At 49.3% G+C, this 22,075-nt stretch carries 20 protein-coding genes; 14 read left to right on the top strand and 6 right to left on the bottom strand.

Features of this window, described 5'->3' with window-relative positions; all coding sequences use genetic code 11:
• Window positions 1-27: 27 nt before the first annotated feature.
• Window positions 28-1,155: a CgeB family protein gene (locus tag DESTI_RS01965; RefSeq protein ID WP_014808288.1), complete on the bottom strand. Its 1,128-nt coding sequence runs from the start codon at window positions 1,153-1,155 to the stop codon at window positions 28-30.
• 1 nt (window position 1,156) lies between these two features.
• Window positions 1,157-2,314 (bottom strand): glycosyltransferase family 4 protein, encoded by a 1,158-nt coding sequence (locus tag DESTI_RS01960; protein ID WP_014808287.1) that lies wholly within the window; start codon window positions 2,312-2,314, stop codon window positions 1,157-1,159.
• A gap of 1,022 nt (window positions 2,315-3,336) precedes the next feature.
• On the opposite strand from DESTI_RS01960, the gene DESTI_RS01950 reads away from it, so the two are divergent.
• From DESTI_RS01950 to DESTI_RS01945, 3 genes are all read left to right on the top strand, one after another.
• Window positions 3,337-4,086 carry a sugar phosphate nucleotidyltransferase gene (locus DESTI_RS01950; protein ID WP_014808286.1) on the top strand — a complete coding sequence of 250 codons (750 nt, stop codon included), beginning with the start codon at window positions 3,337-3,339 and terminating at the stop codon, window positions 4,084-4,086.
• A 209-nt stretch (window positions 4,087-4,295) separates the two neighbouring features.
• Window positions 4,296-4,559: a hypothetical protein gene (locus tag DESTI_RS30530; RefSeq protein ID WP_014808285.1), complete on the top strand. Its 264-nt coding sequence runs from the start codon at window positions 4,296-4,298 to the stop codon at window positions 4,557-4,559.
• A gap of 184 nt (window positions 4,560-4,743) precedes the next feature.
• Complete coding sequence (locus DESTI_RS01945; RefSeq protein WP_041286671.1) at window positions 4,744-5,805, top strand: glycosyltransferase family 4 protein; 1,062 nt, start codon at window positions 4,744-4,746, stop codon at window positions 5,803-5,805.
• 252 nt (window positions 5,806-6,057) lie between these two features.
• Here DESTI_RS01945 and DESTI_RS01940 read toward each other — a convergent pair whose 3' ends face one another.
• On the bottom strand, window positions 6,058-6,633 hold the full coding sequence (locus DESTI_RS01940) for a thermonuclease family protein (RefSeq protein WP_014808283.1): 576 nt from the start codon (window positions 6,631-6,633) through the stop codon (window positions 6,058-6,060).
• A 190-nt stretch (window positions 6,634-6,823) separates the two neighbouring features.
• Entirely contained in the window at window positions 6,824-7,108 is a 285-nt protein-coding gene (locus DESTI_RS01935; protein ID WP_014808282.1) for an HU family DNA-binding protein, read from the bottom strand.
• Window positions 7,109-7,651: 543 nt separating this feature from the next.
• On the opposite strand from DESTI_RS01935, the gene murA reads away from it, so the two are divergent.
• From murA to DESTI_RS01905, 6 genes are all read left to right on the top strand, one after another.
• Window positions 7,652-8,917 (top strand): UDP-N-acetylglucosamine 1-carboxyvinyltransferase, encoded by a 1,266-nt coding sequence (gene murA, locus DESTI_RS01930; RefSeq protein WP_014808281.1) that lies wholly within the window; start codon window positions 7,652-7,654, stop codon window positions 8,915-8,917.
• Between the two features lie 5 nt (window positions 8,918-8,922).
• Window positions 8,923-9,510 carry an imidazoleglycerol-phosphate dehydratase HisB gene (gene hisB, locus DESTI_RS01925; protein WP_041286670.1) on the top strand — a complete coding sequence of 196 codons (588 nt, stop codon included), beginning with the start codon at window positions 8,923-8,925 and terminating at the stop codon, window positions 9,508-9,510.
• A gap of 356 nt (window positions 9,511-9,866) precedes the next feature.
• On the top strand, window positions 9,867-10,472 hold the full coding sequence (gene hisH, locus DESTI_RS01920) for an imidazole glycerol phosphate synthase subunit HisH (protein ID WP_014808279.1): 606 nt from the start codon (window positions 9,867-9,869) through the stop codon (window positions 10,470-10,472).
• A gap of 33 nt (window positions 10,473-10,505) precedes the next feature.
• Window positions 10,506-12,353: an APC family permease gene (locus DESTI_RS01915; RefSeq protein ID WP_014808278.1), complete on the top strand. Its 1,848-nt coding sequence runs from the start codon at window positions 10,506-10,508 to the stop codon at window positions 12,351-12,353.
• A gap of 284 nt (window positions 12,354-12,637) precedes the next feature.
• Window positions 12,638-13,045 (top strand): Fur family transcriptional regulator, encoded by a 408-nt coding sequence (locus tag DESTI_RS01910; protein ID WP_014808277.1) that lies wholly within the window; start codon window positions 12,638-12,640, stop codon window positions 13,043-13,045.
• Window positions 13,046-13,135: 90 nt separating this feature from the next.
• On the top strand, window positions 13,136-13,639 hold the full coding sequence (locus DESTI_RS01905; protein ID WP_014808276.1) for a rubrerythrin family protein: 504 nt from the start codon (window positions 13,136-13,138) through the stop codon (window positions 13,637-13,639).
• A 182-nt stretch (window positions 13,640-13,821) separates the two neighbouring features.
• Here the strand turns inward: DESTI_RS01905 and DESTI_RS01900 are convergent, their stop codons facing one another.
• On the bottom strand, window positions 13,822-14,979 hold the full coding sequence (locus tag DESTI_RS01900; protein ID WP_435051213.1) for a hypothetical protein: 1,158 nt from the start codon (window positions 14,977-14,979) through the stop codon (window positions 13,822-13,824).
• Window positions 14,980-15,596: 617 nt separating this feature from the next.
• Between DESTI_RS01900 and DESTI_RS01895 the strand changes: the two genes are divergently transcribed.
• The gene (locus DESTI_RS01895) at window positions 15,597-16,898 is read left to right on the top strand and encodes a UDP-glucose dehydrogenase family protein (protein ID WP_014808273.1); all 1,302 of its coding nucleotides are present in this window, start codon (window positions 15,597-15,599) and stop codon (window positions 16,896-16,898) included.
• Between the two features lie 126 nt (window positions 16,899-17,024).
• The gene (locus tag DESTI_RS28280) at window positions 17,025-18,392 is read left to right on the top strand and encodes a beta-alanine-activating enzyme beta-propeller domain-containing protein (protein WP_014808272.1); all 1,368 of its coding nucleotides are present in this window, start codon (window positions 17,025-17,027) and stop codon (window positions 18,390-18,392) included.
• On the opposite strand, the gene scpB is transcribed toward DESTI_RS28280, so the two are convergent.
• Window positions 18,389-18,958 carry an SMC-Scp complex subunit ScpB gene (gene scpB / locus DESTI_RS01885; RefSeq protein WP_014808271.1) on the bottom strand — a complete coding sequence of 190 codons (570 nt, stop codon included), beginning with the start codon at window positions 18,956-18,958 and terminating at the stop codon, window positions 18,389-18,391. The genes DESTI_RS28280 and scpB overlap by 4 nt on opposite strands.
• A gap of 321 nt (window positions 18,959-19,279) precedes the next feature.
• Here scpB and DESTI_RS01880 point away from each other — a divergent pair, with 321 nt between their 5' ends.
• From DESTI_RS01880 to DESTI_RS01870, 3 genes are all read left to right on the top strand, one after another.
• Window positions 19,280-20,494: a glycosyltransferase family protein gene (locus DESTI_RS01880; protein WP_014808270.1), complete on the top strand. Its 1,215-nt coding sequence runs from the start codon at window positions 19,280-19,282 to the stop codon at window positions 20,492-20,494.
• A 29-nt stretch (window positions 20,495-20,523) separates the two neighbouring features.
• Window positions 20,524-20,892: a response regulator gene (locus DESTI_RS01875; protein ID WP_014808269.1), complete on the top strand. Its 369-nt coding sequence runs from the start codon at window positions 20,524-20,526 to the stop codon at window positions 20,890-20,892.
• A gap of 128 nt (window positions 20,893-21,020) precedes the next feature.
• Window positions 21,021-21,707 (top strand): ABC transporter ATP-binding protein, encoded by a 687-nt coding sequence (locus DESTI_RS01870; RefSeq protein WP_014808268.1) that lies wholly within the window; start codon window positions 21,021-21,023, stop codon window positions 21,705-21,707.
• Window positions 21,708-22,075: the final 368 nt, after the last annotated feature.

Genomic DNA, 22,075 nt, shown 5'->3' with positions numbered 1-22,075 from the left:
TCTGCCGGACCTCTCGGTTTTATCAAATTATTGGCGAAACGGTATAATTTCCCGGTCTGTTTGAAATCCGAGTTCATTACATATGCTCAGTAATTCGTTCACCCGGTGTTTGCATGTGTGACGTTCAAGAATGGTTTTCACGCTGCGCTCCGATAAGTGTTCTGCCAGATCCCGATCGTTGAGAATATCTCGAACAGCTTTCTCCATTTCTTTTCCGTTTTTCGCCACAAGATAATCCTCGCCCGGAGTGAATAACCCTTCTGCGTCATCCCACGGTGCGCACACGAGAGGAATGCCGCAAGCCATTGCCTCGAACACCCGAATTGTCGGTATGCCCGATAAGGTTTGCACGTACGGTCTTCTCGGAACGTGAACAGTGCAGGCAAAATCTGAAAACACTTGAGGAACCAGATGATTGGGGACCCATCCGCAGAATTCGGCCCCGGAGGCTGAGACTTCTTCCAGGGCATTTTCAGGATAACGAACTCCATAGATGCTTGTTCGCAGACCGAGATTACGAACGGGTTCAAAGAGGAATTCTCTCAATTCTGCAGACCGCTCGTCATCTCCCCAGTTTCCGATCCATACCAGGTCCCCGGAGGATGGTGATTTTCTTCTCGGAACGAACAGAGCCGTATCCGCTGCCTCATGCCAGGTCCATACTCGTGATGCCCAGTTCCTCTGAGAGTACAGTTCGCTGACGATCTGCCCGAACGCGAGCACCCCATCGTACGAGCTTAGATCAAACCGGGCAATTTCTTGAGGAGCAGTAACCGAACGATGATGCGTATCGTGAAAAAACAGCAAATATCGGCCACATCTCTGCTTGTGGCGGCCGATCGCGGCGATTACTTCCGGATCGTTCCATTCGTGAACCAGCACAACATCCGCTTGGTCCAGGACCCTGTCCAAGTACGACGGATCAAGCTGGTGATATAGACGGGGCGTGATAAACGGGAACTGCTGTTGAAAGCATTCCAAAGCACTGTGACCACTTTGCTCGAGCAGGTTCTTCCGGCTCCACCCGTCTACCGGTTCCCAAACGTCGACATGGTGGCCGCTGTTCTTTAATTCCCGGACGATCCCGCGCAAAAAGTGCGCGTTGCCATGATTCCAGTCAGAAACGATTGAATGGTAGAACAGGACGAAGTTCACCTTAGAACTCCACCTGCAACTCCGGTCCTACATGCCGAGATCTATCCTGTGATTCCGAAAGAAGAGTGTAATCCATGCATAATTCGGAATATGTATCGTAATATTTCCCTGACATGGCTTCACCACTATACCTGAATGCCCGCTCCCGGGCTTTGCGAGCAAGGGACTCCAGTTTTCTCTGATCTTCGGTAAGTGTGGTGAGAGCATGCTTCAAACCCTGCAGGTCATCGGGATCGACGAATAGAGCCGCGTCCTCCCACAGTTCATGAAATGTCGGGATATTTCCCAGCACCAGGGCGCATCCTGACAGAGCTGCTTCAAGCACGGCCAATCCGAATGGTTCATAACTGGCAGGCGAAACGAAGATGGAAGCCTCGGCATAAAATTCGGCCATCCGGGACGGAGCCAGGAACCCCAGGTACGTGATACGCTGGGGAGCATTTCCCGATCCGTCCGGTTTCTTACAGTCTCCGGCGATTAAAGTAGGCCATCGCAGATGAGTGGACACATGCTCCAGGGCAGCCACGTTCTTGGCTTCATCCCAAAGCCTTCCCGCGCTGAATATGAACCTCTTTTTCCTGCCCGGTTTGTATCGGAAAGGATCCTTGCCGTTCAATATCACTTCCGAATTTTGAATCGGTCCGTAAATGCGCTCCATCTGGTTTCGAAGAGAATTTGTTGGAAAGACAACTCCGTCTGCCAATTGCAGGCCGGAGGCGACAATGCCTCTGTACCAATCGAAATCGTCCGGAATATCGGTTTTCTTTACTGCGTTCCACCACGACAGTATGCAGGAATGTGCAACCAGTACGCACGGTTTATGCCACGGCAGAGAGGCAAACGCATACGAATTAAGGTGCACGAGATCCGGTTCATACTGACGAGCCAACTTCAACAACCATTCCGAAGCGCACGCCACATCTTCTTCAGGGTTTGCCATCCATTCAAGCTTGAATTCACCGAATTCCAGTTGCAGGTCGGGTATGGCTTTGGCTTCAATACAACGCACTTTAAGAATTGGATTGCCCATTATTGCCAGAATCGTCCGTACCCCCCGCCTCCGAAGACCTGCTGCAAGCTCTAAAGAATAATCCCATACTCCGCCTGCAGTGTCTGTGGTCATCAGCACTCGTTGCACAATCGGTCCGAGGTCAGGCATGTTTGCTCCCAGTGAAAGCTAACAGGAAATTGTTTCCCTACTTCCAGGCAAAAAACGCTGAACATGTATACAAAACTGCGATTTATGCAACTCGAATGCCAATGTTGCACACAAAAAAAGTTGTTGTCTCATCTATGCGTAATAATAGACAGTTTGGATTGCATCCCGTTCCGGCAATAAACCAGCCGAAATTGTTGCGTTAAATGACGATGTGTGCAAAACGCCCAGGAATGCAAGAAACTAGTAACAAAATCTGGTTCTTATAATGGCGGTTCTTTCTCGTTTGTAATATCGAAACTTTTTTGGCTCTATCGTTGTCCGCTTGGTTAGAAACAAAGCTCACAAATAATTGTTGGAATGAATGATATGCGTGCAGAATCAGACATAATTACGGATCATGAAATAATCCGGAAATGGCCCGAAGAACGCGACGAAAGACCTACTGATACCAATGTGCGTTCAAAGAAGCAATCCCGCCACCGGCGGGAGCAAATCCGGTCCCGGCATGCCTCCGAAGCGAAGTCAGCCACGCCAAGGGGTGGCGTTCGTAGCGAAGGAGATTTGCCGGGACCGGCAAGTAACAGGTGTCTCAGTATTCCCTCCACATTGGTATAAGGTAAAAGATATCGGTAAGAAAAAAGCTCCGAGTCTGTTAACAATTGCGTTCCCGGATTATGATGAAGAACAGGCGGCTGGAAGAGATTACCGGGAACGAATTTTCTGAGAAATTCGATGAGAAGCATCTCGCTTTTCTCAAACAAGACAAAATCTCAGGGGGCGATACAAATTCTTTCACAGCAATCGTTCGCATGCGACACCGGTGCCACATTCGTCTCACTGTACTATACCTACAGACGATATTCCGCATGTGTGGTGCATGGAGTAATTTAAACCCTTACCGGTCTTCATCCGGAGCTTTTTCGACCCGGCTCGTCAGTTCATCGATTATATTCAGGTTTTCCGCAGGGATATTCGGGAATCTTCTGCGGACGTAAATCCAGATAAAATGCCGGGGGGAATCTATGTGGGGAATAATTCCTGCTGCAGGAGCGGGGAGCAGAATGCAACCGTTGGCTTTTTCAAAAGAATTGCTTCCGGTGGGAAGCAGAAGCGATTCATTTGTCGAACGTCCTCGTGCCGTAAGCGAATACCTCATCGACCGCATGATACGCGCCGGAGCTACAAAGATTTGTATCGTCATCTCATCAGGTAAATCCGACATCATGGAATATTACGGCGAAGGCATAGATGGGGTTCATTTTTGCTATATGATTCAACAGGAGCCTCGAGGATTATGCGATGCGATATTCTGTTCGCTTCCGTTGATTCATCCCGATGAACAGGTGCTAGTAGGTTTGCCGGATACTGTGTGGTTCCCGGAAAACGGCCTCTGCACTCTTCCTGATGACATACTCTCGTTTCTCTTGTTTCCAGTGGATCGGCCCCATCTTTTCGACGCAGTTCTCCTACAGCAGGACGGAACTGTGGTTAAAATTCTCGTCAAAAAATCGAATCCCGGAACAAATTGGATTTGGGGAGCATTCAAGATGTCCGGCCGAATCTTCCACGATCTGTTCGATCTCTGGTGCAAAAGAGCGCAACAGGACGAATATATCGGCACACTCGTGAACAGCTACATTCGAGACGGAGGTCAGGCACTGGGTATTTGTGCAGGAGAGTCTTACGTTGACGTTGGGACGTTCGACGGATACCGAAAGGCGATCAATCTTCTCCATTCCAAACAGATTTATGAACGAAAGATTGCAACGTAAACGCATATTGCTTCGCTTCGCTCCATGCAATATTCATAAGAGAGAAGATGGCATGGAAGCCTTGTATCGTGCGATTTAAAGTCGTTGCAGTTGCAGGGCGTTGTTAAAAAAATGTCTTTCGATCGGAGGTCCTGTTATACTGGATCTATCGATTCTATCGAGGCTGTGCGCCAAAGCTTTTCAAAAGATTTGGGTTTCAGGAGGTCATCATGAAAAAGATTTTGCTACTTGCTGTTATTCTGGTGGGGGTAGCCGTTTCCGGTCTCGCGTACGCCGGGCCCTTAGCCGTAGCGAGTCATTTGGACACCGTTGTGTCAATTGACGGACCGACCGCTCTCGAACTTCCTGCGCAGTTAGCTCAATATCACCGCCATCGTTGTTACTGTTGCTGGCAATCGTACCGGCACGGATGGCGATGCAAATGGATGAGTCACTGGAAATGCAGAGACAGGGGTGGCTGGTGTCGGCGATAGCGGAGTGACAGCTTTCCTTGTCTTGAATTGCATAAGAAACAATCGTTGCATAGAAACGTGGTTATATTCGGCCCCTCGGAACTCTCCGGAGGGCCGCATCGTTTGTAGTCCATCACAAGAAAGAAGTTGTTATCCTGAAATTGGTCTTCGTATCGAAGAATCTGCGAGTATTGCGATTGGGTTTATGCATTCGGATTCAGAACAAATTAACAAAAAGCTCTCTGTCCTGAGCATTGCCTATCCCTTTGCACCTGTGAGATCGGACACCGCAGGAGGAGCCGAACAAGTTCTCCGACTTCTGGATGAAGGACTCGTCCGCCTCGGACATGAAAGCACTGTCCTTGCCTGCAGCGGTTCTCGAATCGTGGGCAATCTTATCGACTTTCCGAGAACAAACGATCTGATCGAATGTGATACGCGAAACAAAACGTATCGTCTTGTACGCGATCTGGTACGCGATGTACTCCGCGAACGAAACCTCGATCTGATTCACCTGCACGGAATAGATTTTATGGAGTATCTGCCCGACACTGATATCCCCGTATTAATCACTCTGCATCTTCCGGTGTCCTGGTACGATGCGAATGCGTTTAAGCAAATCCAGGAACGAGTGTACTTCAACTGTGTCTCCCGTCATCAGGAAGAAACTGCACAGTTTATCCCGAATCTTTTGCCATTTGTGGAAAACGGCGTCCCTATACAAGACTGCACATTTCCGGTACCTGAAGAGTACGTGGTGGTTCTCGGCAGGATATGTCCTGAAAAAGGAATACATCTGGCTTTGGATGCAGCGCGACAGGCCGGAACCTCTCTCATCCTCGCTGGAAAGCTTTTCGATTACGAAACTCACCATGAGTACTATTTGCGGGAAGTTCTTCCACGTTTGGACGGAAATAGATATCAGTATGTGGGATCGCTCGGTCTTGAAGAAAAAAACGCTCTTCTCGGGTCCGCGAAATGTCTTCTTGCCCCGAGTTTAGCTCCCGAGACAAGTTCTCTCGTGACAATGGAAGCGTACGCATGTGGGACTCCCGTGGTGGCGTTTCCTTCCGGTGCGCTTTCAGACCTGGTGGAACACGGGAAAACCGGATTTCTTGTAAACAGTGTATCGGAAATGGCGCAGGCCATTGCGCGAACGAACACGATTAATCGCAAATGTTGCAGAGATCTGGCAGAAAAAAAGTTTTCAGCGAATCGCATGGTGGCTGACTACGTCCGGAGGTACAGGCACATGTTGGTAAATTAGAATTCGCGTATTTCGCTTATAGGGCCAACCTCACGTATTTTCCATTACTTTAGCAATTGCCAAAATTAGTGTTCGGTTAAAGATAGCAGTATTGGTGGGTGCCGTGCCTCCGTGCCGACACATCTTCAACATGATCAATGATATCGATAGAATGGACCGGCAGGGACGCCGGCTCCCACCGATATGTTGAATTGGAGCGTGGGAAAAACGTCGAATTGTTGGTAATCATAAAGAATAATTTCTTCCCGTTGCTCATCTGTTCGATGAAATCTTGCTTGTCGATATGCCTCTCCACATACCGCGGGAATGCTTTTTAGCATCCTGCTCGAAGGAACGATAATCTGCGAACGTCACGTGCACGTAATCGCGGGTCACAAATCCCATGCCTTTCCGGATAATTTCACCATTGAGATCCACAGGGTCACCTTCTTGTGCGGGAATACGAATGTACGCCAGGAGTCTGTGTTTTTCGTCGTAAGAATCCCATTTCCTGGCCCAGACCTGGACGGTTTTGTTGTGGAGAAGCGATTTAACGTAATCTCGCGATTGCTCCCATACGTCAAATTTGAAGATGAAATTCTGGACATCCCGGCCCAGCCCTTTCAGCCTTTCCCTGTTCTTTGGCGATCCCACCCCTATGAGCCGAACTGTTATGATTTTGTCTTTGTCCTGCAGCTTTATTTTTAGCAAATTGGGAGCTTCTACACCGACCACACGGCCGGACCCGAAAAGATCGTGCCGCGGCCCCAGTGCCGACGCTGTCTGAAAACATGCAAGCACCAAAAATACAAGGACAAAAACCCCTACCGCCTTGGTAGACGAGGACATTCCTCCCTCCACATAACTCGAGAGATAACTCGGGCCGCGTCGCACCCCTCAGCGTTTCCTAAATCGCGACCCTGAGTTCAAATAGACGGAGAACCCTGTCTCCAGCCCGCCTCTCGTAAAAAAAGATGAAAGAAACTCGCAGGAAGATCGAATGATATTTATCTCACATGCGCCGTGTCACGGAAATAATTTATTTTTTTCCGCGCAAAGTTTCTTTCAGAGCTTTAGCAGGATAAAACCGTGGCAGACGCATTGCAGGGATGGTCATCTCCTTACCTGTCCGGGGATTTACGCCGCGTCGGGCGTTCAGCTCAAGGACTTTAAACGTGCCCAAAGAAGAAATCCGAATTTTTCCACCATTCTCTTTGAGTGACGAATGAATGACGTTTACGAGAGTGCTAAGAACTACCCCTGCTGTCTTCTTAGATATTTCAGCTCTTTCAGAAATAAGAGCTATTATCTCCGGCTTTGTCATAGGCCCTCCTGATGCATAAATCCAAAAATTGCAGAACTTACAAAGCGACCCAACGAAGCAATTTTGTCCGGTATCACTCTTTCTTTCCGGTATTCAATTGCCTGACGCCGCGTCACCAATCAGCTATGCTCACTTTTTCGGATGCAAGAGCCGAACCATTCAGGGGACAAAAAAATGTATGAATAGCGGCAATACCATAAGCTCATAGCATCTTGGCATGACTCTTGCGTAACGATGCTTGCGTCTATGACTTTTACACACATGTCAACATAGTGGACACCTCAGTTGTGTCCGTTTGTGAGATACGGTCACCATAGTGAAATGGGTTATGGGCCGGTAATTTAACTCTCTTTCGAAATCGGCTAATTCCTCGGTCCCCAGAGTATGATGTACACACCGGCTCTTTCATGTACCTTAATATCACGCATCCATATAACCGGATCTGTTGCACATATTGCCCAAAGATGATATACAGCCCCATCCGCTGCGGAATGAGTTTTCACAAGGACGCTCATTCCATGTTAGCTGCGAAAGGAACGGATCATGGAAAAAATTGTCATCCACGGCGGAACACCCCTCCAGGGAACTGTCAGAGCAAGCGGTTCCAAGAATGCCGCCTTGCCGCTGATGTGCGCTTCACTGCTTACCAGCGATGAGATGACATTCCATAGAATTCCTGCGCTCATGGATATCCGTACGACAAAGCAGTTGCTCCTCCAACTCGGTGTCCAACTGGACGATTTCGAGCCCGGAACGCTCCGCATAAAAGCTCGCATGATAACCGACCGAAGGGCTCCATACGAGCTGGTGAAGACCATGAGAGCATCCGTCATGGTGCTCGGGCCGCTTATGGCGCGCGAAGGTCAGGCAGACGTGAGCCTGCCTGGTGGATGCGCTATCGGTGCGCGGCCTATCGATCAACACTTAAAGGGCCTTGAGGCAATGGGTGCAACCATCGAGCTGGAAAGCGGGTATGTGAAGGCTCGAGCAAAACGTCTGCGCGGCACGGACTTCACCTTCGATCTGAAGACCGTGACCGGCACCGAAAACCTCATTATGGCCGCTGCACTTGCGAAAGGGACGACAATCCTCAGAAACTGCGCTTTGGAACCGGAAGTGTGCGAACTGGCACAGGTGATCAACCGTATGGGTGGAAGCGTTTCGGGTGCAGGAACCGATATTATCGAAATTGAGGGAAAAGACCGTCTCCAGGGTATTGTGCACGAGGTCATGGCGGACCGCATCGAAGCCGGTACGTACGTTATGGCTGGAGCTATTACACGCGGCAATATTACGGTGAGCGGCTGCCAACCGGCTCATTTGGCCTCATTGTTGGAGAAGCTCGTCGACACCGGCGTGGGTATCGAAATTTCGGAAGACTCCGTGAAAGTCATATCCAATGGTCGTGTAAAGAGTCGAGACGTGCAGACCGATCCGTATCCCGGTTTTGCAACTGATTTTCAGGCCCAGTACATGGCTCTCATGTCTCTCGGAGATGATAACTGCATGATCACGGAAAATGTATTTGAAAATCGGTTCATGCATGTTCAGGAACTGGTCCGTATGGGAGCGCGTATTCGGGTTTCCGGCAAAATTGCCGGCGTTCAGGGCGTCAAGGAATTGTCCGGAGCCCACGTGCAGGCGACGGATCTTCGGGCCAGTGCTTCCCTCATTTTGGCCGGTCTTGCCGCAAAGGGAATCACAGAGATTCACCGGGTCTATCATCTGGATCGTGGATATGAAGGCATAGTGACAAAACTGGACGATTTGGGTGCGAATATTCGCAGAGAAAAGGACGAAATGCTTTGAGCACCATCGAGCGAACCGCTACAGTTTCCAGAAAGACATCCGAAACAGACGTGCAGGTCACGTTGAACCTTGATGGAACCGGTAAAGGAACGATTTCCACAGGAATCGGTTTTTTCGATCACATGTTGGATCATGTATCGAAGCATGGTCTGTTCGATCTTGAGATTACAGCTCAGGGAGACCTTCATGTGGATTTTCACCATACCGTTGAAGACATCGGATTGACTCTCGGCGAAGCATTCAAACGGTCAGTGGGAAACAAGCAAGGATTGCGCCGGTACGGATTCGCTCAGGTTCCCATGGATGAAGCGCTCGCGTCCGTGACACTTGACTTTTCCGGACGTCCTATGCTGGTCTTTTCAAATCCGCTCGACCATCGGAGCGCCGGAGATTTTTCGCTGGACCTCGTGCCGGTTTTTCTCCAGGGATTAGCGGATCAGGCAGGCATGACATTGCATGCAACAGTGCACACTGCTGAAAATCCTCATCATGCTGCGGAAGCTATCTTCAAGGCATTGGGAAGAGCCCTTCGCGCTGCAGTGGAAATCGATCCCAGAGTGGAAGGAATCCCTTCGACAAAAGGGGTGCTCTAGCGGCTGGTTTTCATCAAAGCCGACACTCCTCTTGACTCCCCATGCAAGTTGGAGCACAGTTCACTTTCTATTCAGAATACAAAGCTTGTCGTGTACAGATGAAGAGGAACTCGCGGCACAGACTTGTTCGTCAGGGCAAACGAACTGTCCACATTGAGCTGATACCATTTCGCTGTTATGCACATGACGTAGCGAAGGCCGGGGTGTCCTGAGCGGAGTGATTAGACGGCTTTGCGTCGTCCGGAGCGAAGGATGCCTCCAGTCTTCCAGAATACGAAAGAAAAGCGAATCGGTATGAGAGAAGTTTTTTGTATTTCTGATATAGTCATTACCAGAACAAGCAAACTGAGGTCATAATGCTGATTGTTGTCGATTACGGAATGGGCAATCTGAGAAGCGTGCAAAAGGGTTTTGAAAAGGTCGGCGTTTCCGCCCGGATATCCAGGGATGCGGATGAAATAAGAAAAGCCGATCGACTCGTCCTTCCGGGAGTGGGCGCATTTCCCGAATGCATGAAGAATTTGTCGAACCTGGATCTTGTCGAGCCGATTCAGGAGTTTATCCAATCAGAAAAACCTTTTCTGGGCATTTGCCTGGGACTGCAATTGCTTTTTGATGAATCGGAAGAATTTGGCATTCATGAAGGTTTCAAGGTCGTACCTGGAACAGTAAAAGCCTTCGATAGGAATATGGGCCTTAAAATCCCTCACATGGGTTGGAACCAGGTTTTTTTCCGTAAAGAGGTACCTATTTTCAAGGGTATATCTGATGGGTCCTATCTGTACTTCGTCCATTCATATTATGTGGTGCCTCAGAATGATTCCCATATAGTTGCTGAGAGCGAATATGGCATCACATTCACCTGTGCCGTGGCTGCTGATAATGTTTTTGCAGTACAATTTCACCCTGAAAAAAGCCAGGAAACAGGATTAAAAATTCTAACCAATTTTGCTCGGTTATGATTTAGCAAAGTGGTACTGTTCGAGGCGTGATGCATGAAAACCATCGTCCTGGTGCTACTCAATGTATCGCTGATCGGTGCGTTTTTCATTCTGTTACGCAAGACGAATCTTCTCTACTACTCCCAGGGCGGACGTATCTGGTTGACGTGGCTCGCTGTGGCAGTCATCACCCTCATGGACGAGCTGACTTCGGTGTTCTACGCTCCTGCCGAGGCCTACCGTTTCATCGGCCCCAGTGCTATTTTCTTTATCGCGTTTACTGCCGTGTTTATTCACTACATGACGACACGGTTGGTTGAAATAGCAGAAATACTGGAATTTCACGGGATATTCGGCGGGGGCGTGTACTCGTTTTCTTATCTGGTCCTGGGACCGGTAGTCTCTTTCGTTGCCGTTGCTTCCATTATGGTCGATTACATTTTGACGGCGTGTATTTCAGCGGTCAGCGCTGTGGAGAATGCGACTTCATTTTTCGCATTTTCGCACTCTTTCAAGATGATGACAGCGATAACCATCGTGTGGGCTATCGCTGGACTCAATATTATCGGGATAAAGGAGAATGCGCGGTTCACGTTCTCTGTCTTCATTTTCGCTACAATCATCTTCCTTAATCTCATTGTGTCGGGTTTTCTGTCCATGGACGGAGAATCTCTGACCCGCCTGGAGCAAGCTGTCGAGCACGCCGGTCACAGAATGAACACCGGGTCGATTTTTTCGGGCTACGGCATCTTTATCGCTTCAGTGGCAAGCTGCGTTTTGGCGTACTCTGGCGTGGAATCCGTTCTTCAGACAGCAGGATTGGTCCGTACCTGGCGGGAGATAGGACGAGCATACATCTTTCTCGCCGTTACTGTCGGCGTTGTAACCCCCGTGGTTGCCGCTTTGGCTTTATCTGCTCCCATTGATTTTCGCGCTCATGAAGGCGACCTCATAACTCATTATGCCACCATGATAAACGGCGTTCCATTCGGCGTCGCGGTTGCCATATTGGCCAGCCTCACTCTTATTATGGCTATTAACACGGCTTTTGTCGCTTCCAGCGAATTGTTGGAGCGTGTTGCCGAACGATACGGATTTTCCTGGCTCATTACACCGAATCGGAATGACTCGCTCTATCGCATTCATCTCATAAATGCCGCTTTTTTTTCCGTCATCATCCTCATCACCCGAGGCAGTCAGATGATCCTGGCCGATATGTATGCCTTGGGCTTGATCGCCAGTTTCTGCATCAACATGGGATCTTTGATCATTTATCGCTATTTCATGGGCACGAAGGAGATAAAGCCGTTTTCCACAAACCGTTTTGTGACAGTCGTATTTCTTGTGGTCTTCCTGAGTTGCTTCTTCTTCCTTGCGTGGATGAAGCCGCACGGTACGGAATTGTGGGCAACCATCACCGGCATAGTCCTCTTGGCCGGGCTTATGATAGCGAAAAGAAGGGCCCCTGAGATAAAAGCAGCGGAACAAAGCGATTCCCAGATGGACATGATCCTGCATCTGAGTGAATCCGTCGATCCGGAAGTGCACATCTATTTTCGAAGACCCCGAGAGGAAGCTATCAAGCAGGTAAGACAAAATGAAGCCTATGTGACCTATTTTAATCCTCGAAGAGGCGCTCCGAATAGGCTTTCGTCAAATCACTTCAGGTTTGTTGCCGAGCGACGAAGCGTGTACCAGCATATGGTGGACTTGCTCAAAGTGGTGGAATACGAACTGACCGGTCGAAGCGTGGTGGTGCACTTCGGTTGGCCCATGTCCTCCTGGTTGGACCGCATATCCATCGGAGTAATGGTATTCAACGTCATGCGACTTCCAAAACAGTTTCCCCGGTTCAAATTCGAAATTTACTATCCCGGACAAGTTTACAAGGGGACGAATTGATACGGCTGAACATTTGCCCGTATTGTTTCGCTTCAATAAACAGACTGAATGGTCGAGCAGGGTCACCCACCTTTTATGGCAGCCACAATTTCTGACCTCTTGAACACCCTACTCTTATCAGGTTAGCTGCTATTTTTACCCGGTTATCGGATTTCTGAGCGATTTTGAGGAACTATTATCCAAGAAGGAATTTCTTAGGTGTATGCAATTTTTTCTTGACAAAGTTTTTGCGATCTGGCACTTATTTTAATTAAGAAGCGTTAGCGATAAGGGGCATCACTCAAGTGTTCACACGCAGAATGACCAAACAGCGGCAGGTTGTGCTGGAAGAGTTGAAAAAACTCACGTCGCACCCTACGGCTGAAGAGCTGCATCAAATAGTCCGGCATCGCCTGCCGGGTATCAGTATTGCCACCGTGTACCGAAACCTCGAAATCCTGTGCGAGGAAGGCAACGCTCAGAAGATCGATGTCGCAGGAACACGCAGGCGTTTCGACGGGGACACCAGCACCCATTACCATGTGCGTTGTGCACGTTGTGGAAGAGTTGAGGATCTGCCAATAGACCCATTTCCTCAGATTGAAGAGACAGCTCGGAAAAACTGCAAACATCGCGTCCTTACCCATCGAGTGGAAGTGGTAGGAATCTGTCCTGATTGCGAACATCTCGAACGAGATGCTCTTACTTTTTGATACGTGTTCACACGGTGTACAACTGCCCAGCATTATGCTGGCTCATCTTCAGGAGCCTTGCGGCTCTAAACTTAATCCGAGGAGGAAAGAATGACAAAGACGAACGACAACTTGGCAGCAGCATTTGCAGGAGAATCTCAGGCTAACCGCAAGTATCTCGCATTTGCAAAGAAGGCCGACAAAGACGGTTTTCCCGGAGTAGCCAAACTCTTCAGAGCTGCGGCCGATGCTGAAACAATCCATGCTCACAACCATTTTGAAGTGCTCGGAGGCATCAACTCTACTCTGGACAACCTCAAAGCAGCTTTTCAGGGCGAACACTACGAATTTTCCAGCATGTACCCCGAATTTCTTGCCACATCGAAAGAAGAGAAACAAGGCGCAGCCACGAAGTCATTTCACTGGGCCAACGAAGTGGAGAAGGTTCACGGCGAACTTTACAGCCAGGCCGTAAAAGCAGTGGAAAGCGGCAAAGACATCACCGTTTCGGCATACTATGTCTGTGATAAATGCGGGTACACCATCGGCGATGCGGCTCCCGATAAATGCCCCGTATGTGGTGCGAAGAAAGACGAGTTCCATCTGGTTGCCTGAGAGTTTCCGCCATGCTGCGGAAAACTCATGGAAGCGATGGATTGGTACGATTTCGTAAATATCCTTTGAAAACCGATGAAGTAAATCTCGTGGGAGAGTATAGAAGGGGAATCCTGTTGGACTCCCCTTCTGTTATTTCAGTCGGATACGGTGAGACGAATTATCTGCAATGCAAGAAGCAATCACCGGGTTCTATAGTTAGGCTGGTTTTCAGTCCGGCTGACCGCACGACCGGATGATTGCCCGGCATTGTCCCTCGCGAACATGGCGAAAAAGTCTTTCGTGTACCCATCCTCATAACGCTTCAGTGTGTATTTGGACTGCTCGGGAGAGAGTTTCTGCTTTGTAACGAGATTACCCTGAGCGTCTCGTACGTAAAGATTCCCTACGATATTGTGCGGATTTGCATCCGCGTGCATACCGCGTTCGCACCCTGCCAGCACGAGCGCTTTGGCCAGATCCTTGGTCCCGATATGATGTCCTATGGCAAACACCAGATTTCCATCTTTTCTGATACCGAATGCACTGCGATCGGCAACGTACCAGAAATGCTTGCCGTCAAGGTTCTTGCCGCCTCCTCCGAGTAAAAAGCCCAGCCCGATTTCTGAATCCTCAAGCTTGCCGTTACGCATTACCGATTGCACAACCATCCCGTTTTTCACAATAAGATGTCGCAATTGGCGCGCGTCACGCACCAGATGGATGGGGATATCTGCGTTCCATTCCCGGATATCCGCAGATCCGTCCCTGTACACGATCATGGTGGCCATGCCGTCTACCATGGGATAGACCACTTTGCCTCTGAATATGGCTCCTGCACCCCGCGAATGTCTCTGCATCCACATGGCATTCGTAATAGCGAGAATTCTGGGCCGAAGCTCGGTTTCAACTTCCGACAACGCTACAGAAGCACCGGGTTCCTGAGATCCCACGTAGTACTGCAGGAAGGTCTTACTCATATCCACGACCATCATGTACACGACGGCATTCGGAAAATCCACGCTCGGGCGGTAAAAGGTTTTGTAGATAATCGGATTTCCACTGGAATCCCTCGGAACTCCCGAAGTATCCCAGACCCCTTCACCAGGAAGAGCAGGAGAAGTGTAAAGCGGTTTTATGTTGTCAAGCTTGATCGTCGAGAGCGAATCACGCGAAACTTGCGTCCCTTCGGGTTTTGCATTGGTTTCCGGCAACGATCCTGCCTGTGCGAGCTGAATACCAGAAAAATCCGGCAGTGGAGATTCCGCGCAAGCGGTAGGAATCATGAAAACCCAGAGGAGACATCCCAAGACTACAACCGGAACGAATCGATGAAATAGTACTCTAGGCAATGTGCCCACCCTCAAATACACAAAGTTTTAAATAAAATCCCTTATGGGATTCATCCAAGTATCCATCCTATATACCGTAAAACGCCAAAAAATACAATAGGAAACCCCGCCGACCGTGCAGGAAGCCTCTACAAAGGTTCAAGACATCGTTACTTCCAATGTTATCAATAAAAGCTTCGACACGAGTTTGAAATCAATGCTTGTCACCTGGAATCACCTTGTATTTTATGCGGGTTTTTCCTTCATGTGAAGGCTTTGAAATATGGCAATTGACAGACTAATGTCCGATTGAAATCAAGAACCTTGTGGGTGCCGGCTTCCGGCTTGATATTCCAAGGTCTTACGATGTTGTTTCATGATATTGCTGAGATTATGCTTGGAGACTTTCACCGTTTGATGTAATAATAGAGCGCTTATAGCAATGTGCGTTCAAAGAAGTAATCCCGCCACCGGCGGGAGTAAATCCGGTCCCGGCATGTCTCCGAAGTGAAGTCAGCCACGCCAGGGCGTGGCGTTCGTAGCGAAGGAGATTTGCCAGGACCGGCCAAAAACAGATCTCTCAATATTCCCTCTATGAAAGCACTTTGGTATTATCCAGTAGTTTGAATTTTGAAGAGGTGCTCGGTATGCATGTTGGCGTTATAGGAACCGGTTACGTGGGATTAGTGACAGGCGTGTGTTTTGCGGAAATGGGTAACAATGTCACCTTGATGGATATAGATGAAGGCAAGATCCAAGATCTTATCGATGGGAAAGTGCCCATCTATGAACCGGGCTTGGAGCAAATGATTGCCCGCAACGTGGCGGAGCGACGTCTCTCCTTTACCACGAGCCTGGAATTGACCATCGAACGTTCTCTTATAAACTTTATAGCAGTAGGTACTCCACCGGACGGCAATGGAAATGCCGATCTCAGCCAGGTTTTCGAGGTTGCCGGCAACATCGGCCGAGCAATCAACACGTACAAGATTATTGTCACCAAGAGCACAGTTCCGGTGGGGACCACGGCAAAGGTCAAGGAGATCATTGCAGCCCAAACGCAGCATCCTTTTGATGTTGCCTCCAATCCGGAATTCCTTAAAGAGGGAAATGCCATCGATGACTGCATGAAACCCGATCGAGTGGTCATTGGCGTGGAAGACGTGAGAGTCGGGGAGATATTGAAAGAGCTGTACAGTCCCTTTGTAAGGACAGGAAAACCGATACTCGTCATGGACGTCGCTTCTTCGGAGATGACCAAATACGCCGCGAACGGATTGTTGGCAACCAAGATATCCTTTGTCAACGAACTCTCCAGATTGTGCGAAAAGGTCGGAGCGGACATTGAAATGGTACGGATCGGCATTGGTTCGGACCCCAGAATAGGACCCCAGTTCCTTTTTGCAGGTATCGGGTACGGTGGCTCGTGTTTCCCCAAAGATGTGGATGCGCTCGTTCAAACCGGTGCTCAATACGGTGTGTCGCTCAAGATTCTGGAAGCTGCACAAGAAGCCAACAAGATGCAGCGAAAGCATTTCATGGATAGGATCCTCGCTCACTATGACGGAGATTCTTTGTCCGGGAAACTCTTCGCCATCTGGGGCTTGAGTTTCAAACCCAGAACTGATGACCTGCGTGAAGCTCCTTCTCTGGAACTGATAAATTTCCTTTTGGACCAGGGAGCGCGAATCAGGGCATTCGATCCTGTGGCAATGGAGAATGCAGGGAAAATTCTGGGGCATGGTGTTGAATTTGCCCCTGGCAACTACGAGTGCCTGGAGGGAGCAGACGCGTTGATCATTGTCACCGAATGGAATGAATTCCGGCATCCGGATTTCGACAAGATCAAGAGCTTGCTTGTGCAACCGGTAATCTTCGACGGCCGCAACATTTATAATCCGAAACGAATGATAGACAGAGGTTTTTATTATTACAGTATCGGACGCTGATCAGGCTGGGAGTAATACCAATTTGCATTCAAAATCCCCCCATTCCCCCCTTTATAAAGGGGGGTTAGAGGGATTTTCGTCAAACTTTGAAAGCAAATTGATGTAAGTTCCGGCTGGAGTGTTCACATGTCTCTGAGAACCATTAATGCCAAAGAACTCGTCGAGGCAATTCGGTCTGGTTTGTCCCGACAAGGGCTCATGACCAAGTACAGTATTTCATCTGAAGAACTGCAACTCCTTTTCAGAAGACTGTTACAGGTGGGAGCTGTTCAGGAGTCCGAAATCAGGCGCCTTATAGCTCCGGTTCTTCCACACGCCGATTTTGAATGTCCGGAATGTGGAGCGACCTATCATGAGGCCTTCGACCAATGTTCCCAGTGCGGTGCTTTTGTGGCAACAATCGAGGCCGAGATTTGTGAATTGGACACTCGGAAATGTCCAACGCCGCGTGTTGAAGAAATTGTTGATGATGAAGTGCATTTGTTCCGGGGCAATCTCCAGAGAACTGGAATGTATGAATCCCAGGGAGTCCGGCAACTTTCCGAGCTGAAATGGAAATTCAAGACAGGCGGCTGGGTTTCTTCTTCGGCAGTCTGCACTACGAAATTAGCATTTTTCGGAAGCTGGGACGGGACCCTGTACGCGGTACATTTAGATACCGGCGAGAAAGACTGGAGTTTCTCCACCAATGGTCCCATTTCCGCATCGGTAGCAGTGGCAGGCGGTAAACTCTATTTCGGAACGTCCGAAGGCGCTCTAGTCTGCCTGAATGCCGTGAACGGCCTGCCGAGCTGGACAGTAAGAGCCGAAGGACCCGTAACATCCTCTCCGGCAATAATCGAGAGAAAAGCATATTTCGGAAGCTCGGACGGAAATTTATACTGTGTCGATCGCATTTCAGGGCAGATTTTCTGGAAATTCAAGACAGGAGGAATCGTTTCTTCTTCCCCTGCAATTCTTGACGGAAAAGTTTGCTTCGGCAGCTACGACACAAAGGTCTATTGTTTGGACGCTTCCACTGGTGAGAAGAAGTGGGAATTCAAGACTGGCGGGCCGGTCTCCGGATCGCCTGCTCTGAATGAAGGCATGGCCCACATAGCGAGTTGGGACGGCACTCTCTGTGCCGTGGATATGAAATCCGGCAGAGAGAAATGGAAATATGCGTCCAAATCCAAGATATCATGTTCTCCATGTGTCGGTTACGGCCGCGTGTTTGTCGGCAACTCAAATGGAGAAATAGTGGCAGTTGACGAGAGAACGGGCCAGGAAAAATGGAAAGTGCAAACCGGCGGCCCGATTGCTTCATCACCTGCTTTGGCCTACTTCACCGTGTACTGCGGGAGTGCCGATAGATTTCTTTACGGCCTGGATGTGAACACCGGCGCGGAAAAATGGAAATTCAAGACTGAAGGCCCGGTAAATTCTTCTCCGACGGTCTTCGACAACTATGTCTTGTTTGGATGCGACGACGGATACTTGTACATGATTGCCTAAGGGGCTGGTTCTTCGCTCCTGTCCCCTTCGGTGAGGTCTTCCTGGGTCAGCTCTTCCAGTTGCGGCAAAGAAGGTAGGGAAGCAAGGTCCGGAAGCCCGAATACCTCCAGAAATCGCTTGGAAGTCCCATAAAGAAGCGGCCGGCCGGGAACGTCTTTCTTTCCCACCACCGTTACCAGTTCTCGCTCCATGAGATTCCTGACCATGGCAGAGCTTTCCACCCCTCGTATCTGCTCTATGTGACTCCTGGTTACCGGTTGGTTGTACGCGATGATCGACAGTGTCTCCAGGGCGGCTTTGCTGAGCCTCGCGGGTTTCACGCGCTTCATTTCCAGTATCCACGGGGCAACGGTCGGCAACGAACGGAACTGGTATCCACCTCCAACTCGGACAAGCAAGAAGCCCCTCGCTCGCTCCCGGTAATATTCCTCTAATTCGTCCAGAACCTGCTGCACCGCATCTGCGGATACATTCCCGAGGACGCGCACCAGAGACTCCGGATTAAGAGGCTCTGAATGGGCAAAAATCAATCCTTCTATTATGGACTTCAGATGTTCTTTGTCCACGTCACACCGATTAATATTCTATAATCAGAAGAATGATTGGGGACCTTCCGATAATCCCGCGTTGGCGGGACTGGCCGATCTTCTTCTTTGATAGAATGCAGAAACATATAACAAAGCTTGGGCCGAGTCTGGCTTGCTCACAATTTACCGGAAGTTTTCGGCCATGTCCACGAGACTCACACTGCTGGAGAGTATCCTTCCCCAAAAGCCTTTAGATTCAGGTTTTCTCGCTTAGCGTGTGAATTGAAAACTCCCATTGGTTGTGCTAAGGTTGGGCTCTCGGTTAGCGGCAAATCAATCTTCAGTTTCAGAGAAAACTCAATGAAGTTTATTGAAGACAATCCCGATGGTATTACTCGAGCAGACATCGTTGTGGGAATACCATCTTACAACGAAGCGTCTTCCATCTCTTACCCTACACAGCAGGCCGACAAAGGACTGAAAAAGTACTATTCAGATAAGTCCGCAGTCATCATAAACTGCGATAACCACTCTCCGGATAACACTCGACAAGCGTTCATGACCACGGAGACGACCGCTCCCAAGATCTACATTTCCACGGAAGAGGGAGTTACCGGCAAAGGCAATAATGTCCGGAATCTGCTGGCAAAAGCCGTGGAACTGTCCGCGCAGGCGGTTGTCCTCATCGATGCGGACCTGCGGAGCATAACTCCTTTGTGGATACGCAATCTCGGGGAACCGCTTTTCGAACAGTATCAGTTTGTTGCACCGCTATACGTTCGCCACAAGTATGACGGCCCTATAACAAACAGTATTGCATATCCTTTGACGAGGGCTCTATACGGGCGTCGCGTCCGCCAGCCCATCGGAGGGGATTACGGTTTTTCGGGAGAGCTCGCGAAAATATTCCTGGAAACGGATGCCTGGAGTGATTCCATTTCCTCCTTCGGGATCGACATCTGGATGACCACAACATCCGTCCGGAATCATGTTGCAGTGGTTCAGGCATTCATGGGACGTCCCAAGGTTCACAAAATCAAGGATATCCTGGAGGATTCCGACACGCTTTTTTCCAACGTGATTTCGACAATTTTCGAACTCATGTGCAAGTATGAAACCTTCTGGCGTGACGTCAAATGGAGCCGTCCTACTGCTGTTTTCGGCTTTGGCGTGGGTGATGTGGAGGTGCCGCCGCCAGTGAATGTGGATGTGAGACTTCTTTCACAAAAATTCCAGAGCGGCACCCTTGAACAGTGGGACAAATATAAGATTCTCCTGAGCCCGGAAAACATCCATAAACTCGAGGAAGTAACTGAACTGTCTCCGGAAGGATTCGAGTTTCCAACCGGGTTATGGGCAAAGATTCTCTTCGATTTCGCTGTCGCGTACAAGAACCGGGTGCTTGGTCCCGAAGAACTCATTTCGACGCTAAAGCCATTATTTCATGGAAGAATTTTATCGTTCGTTCTTGAATCGCAAGCGATGAATACGCAACAGGTGGAAGAGTATATTGAAGACCAATGTCTTCAATTCGAGAAGGCGAAGCCCTATCTCCTGGAACGCTGGTTTGCGTGAGCAGAAAGACCAGAGCAAAAGGACCGGTCATGGCGAAAATATTGATTGTCGATGATGAAGAAGGAATTCGAATGCTCTATTCCATGGAGCTGCAGGACGAGGGATACGATGTGATCACCTTGCCTGACGGTCGGGAACTGTTGTCTGTCGTTGACCGGGAAAACCCCGACTGCATCATTCTCGACATAAAAATGAAGGATTTCAACGGATTGGATCTTCTCCAGCAAATCCGGAAGAAGCACTATGATCTTCCGGTAATCCTTAATTCGGCGTATTCCAGTTTCAAAGTGGATCTAAAAGCCGTTGCCGCAGATTATTACGTAGTCAAGAGCTCGGATTTGCGGGAACTGAAAGAAAAACTCAAAGTCGCTCTCGAAACGCGGATTCCTGCGGAGTAACATTCGGAACCTTTCGATAGATCGGAACACATACATACAAGTACAAATGACCGCCGCATCAGTGCTTTTCTACCAATTCGCCAGAGTATGCTACAGGGGAGCATTGCATTTCTTCGCCAGGATATACTGTGTCTCTGATTCGCATGGAAAATCTCGAGAAAATTTATGTTGCCGGAACTGTGGAGGTTCCTGCGCTCGTTGAGATCGATCTGACCATCGAACCCGGCGAGTTTCTTTCCATTATGGGGCCGTCCGGATCGGGCAAGTCCACCCTCATGAATATTCTGGGATGTCTCGATGTTCCCACGTCCGGGCAATACATCCTGGACGGGGACGATGTATCCGCGTTGAACCTCGATGAACGAGCCGATCTTCGAAATCGGAAGATCGGATTCGTTTTTCAGGGGTTCAATCTCTTGCCGAGAATGGACGCGCTGCACAATGTGGAGCTCCCGCTCATATACGGCCGCGTAAAGATGGCTGAACGCAAAGACTCTGCGATGCAGGCTCTCGAGTTGGTAGGACTCACGGAAAGAGCCAACCATCTGCCATCGCAATTGTCCGGAGGCCAGCAGCAACGGGTAGCCATTGCGCGGGCACTCGTGAACAATCCTGACATTATCCTCGCGGACGAACCGACAGGAAATCTGGATACTCGAACCAGCAATGAAATCATGGCCGTATTTTCCAGGCTCAATCAGCAGAAGCAGATTACTTTTATTCTGGTAACACACGATCCGGAAGTCGGAGCAGTCACCGACCGACGCATCATGATTCGAGACGGCAGAATTGTAGGAGACGAACGCAGGAATTGAAAACTGTTTGGGAAGCCATTCTCCACGTAAGGACTTCGCCAAATGTTCCGCTGCATGCAAGTTCCCGTAGGATGCGGTGACCAGCGGGAACCGCATCGCTCGCGGTCTTTCTTTTAGCCGATAAGGATGGGACCACCTTACTCCGCGGCAAGCAAATTGACTGCAATTCAGTGGTGAGTCATCTCTGATGTCGGATTCAATGCCCCGAATGAAGAATCCAACCCTTCTGAGGAGAAAGACTGTCTCTAGCCACCGGGTGCAAAATCTTCATTGGGTGACAAGGACAAGACTGAGGTGACCTGAAGCAGCCCCACGACTTATTATACCGATTCTCGAAAGTAATCACGGATTGTGAAGAGCAGTTCCCA

Source organism: Desulfomonile tiedjei DSM 6799 (genome assembly GCF_000266945.1).
In the GTDB taxonomy this organism is placed as follows: domain Bacteria; phylum Desulfobacterota; class Desulfomonilia; order Desulfomonilales; family Desulfomonilaceae; genus Desulfomonile; species Desulfomonile tiedjei.
Note: the sequence above shows the minus strand (reverse complement) of the source record. Positions and strands in the feature narration are given on the sequence as shown.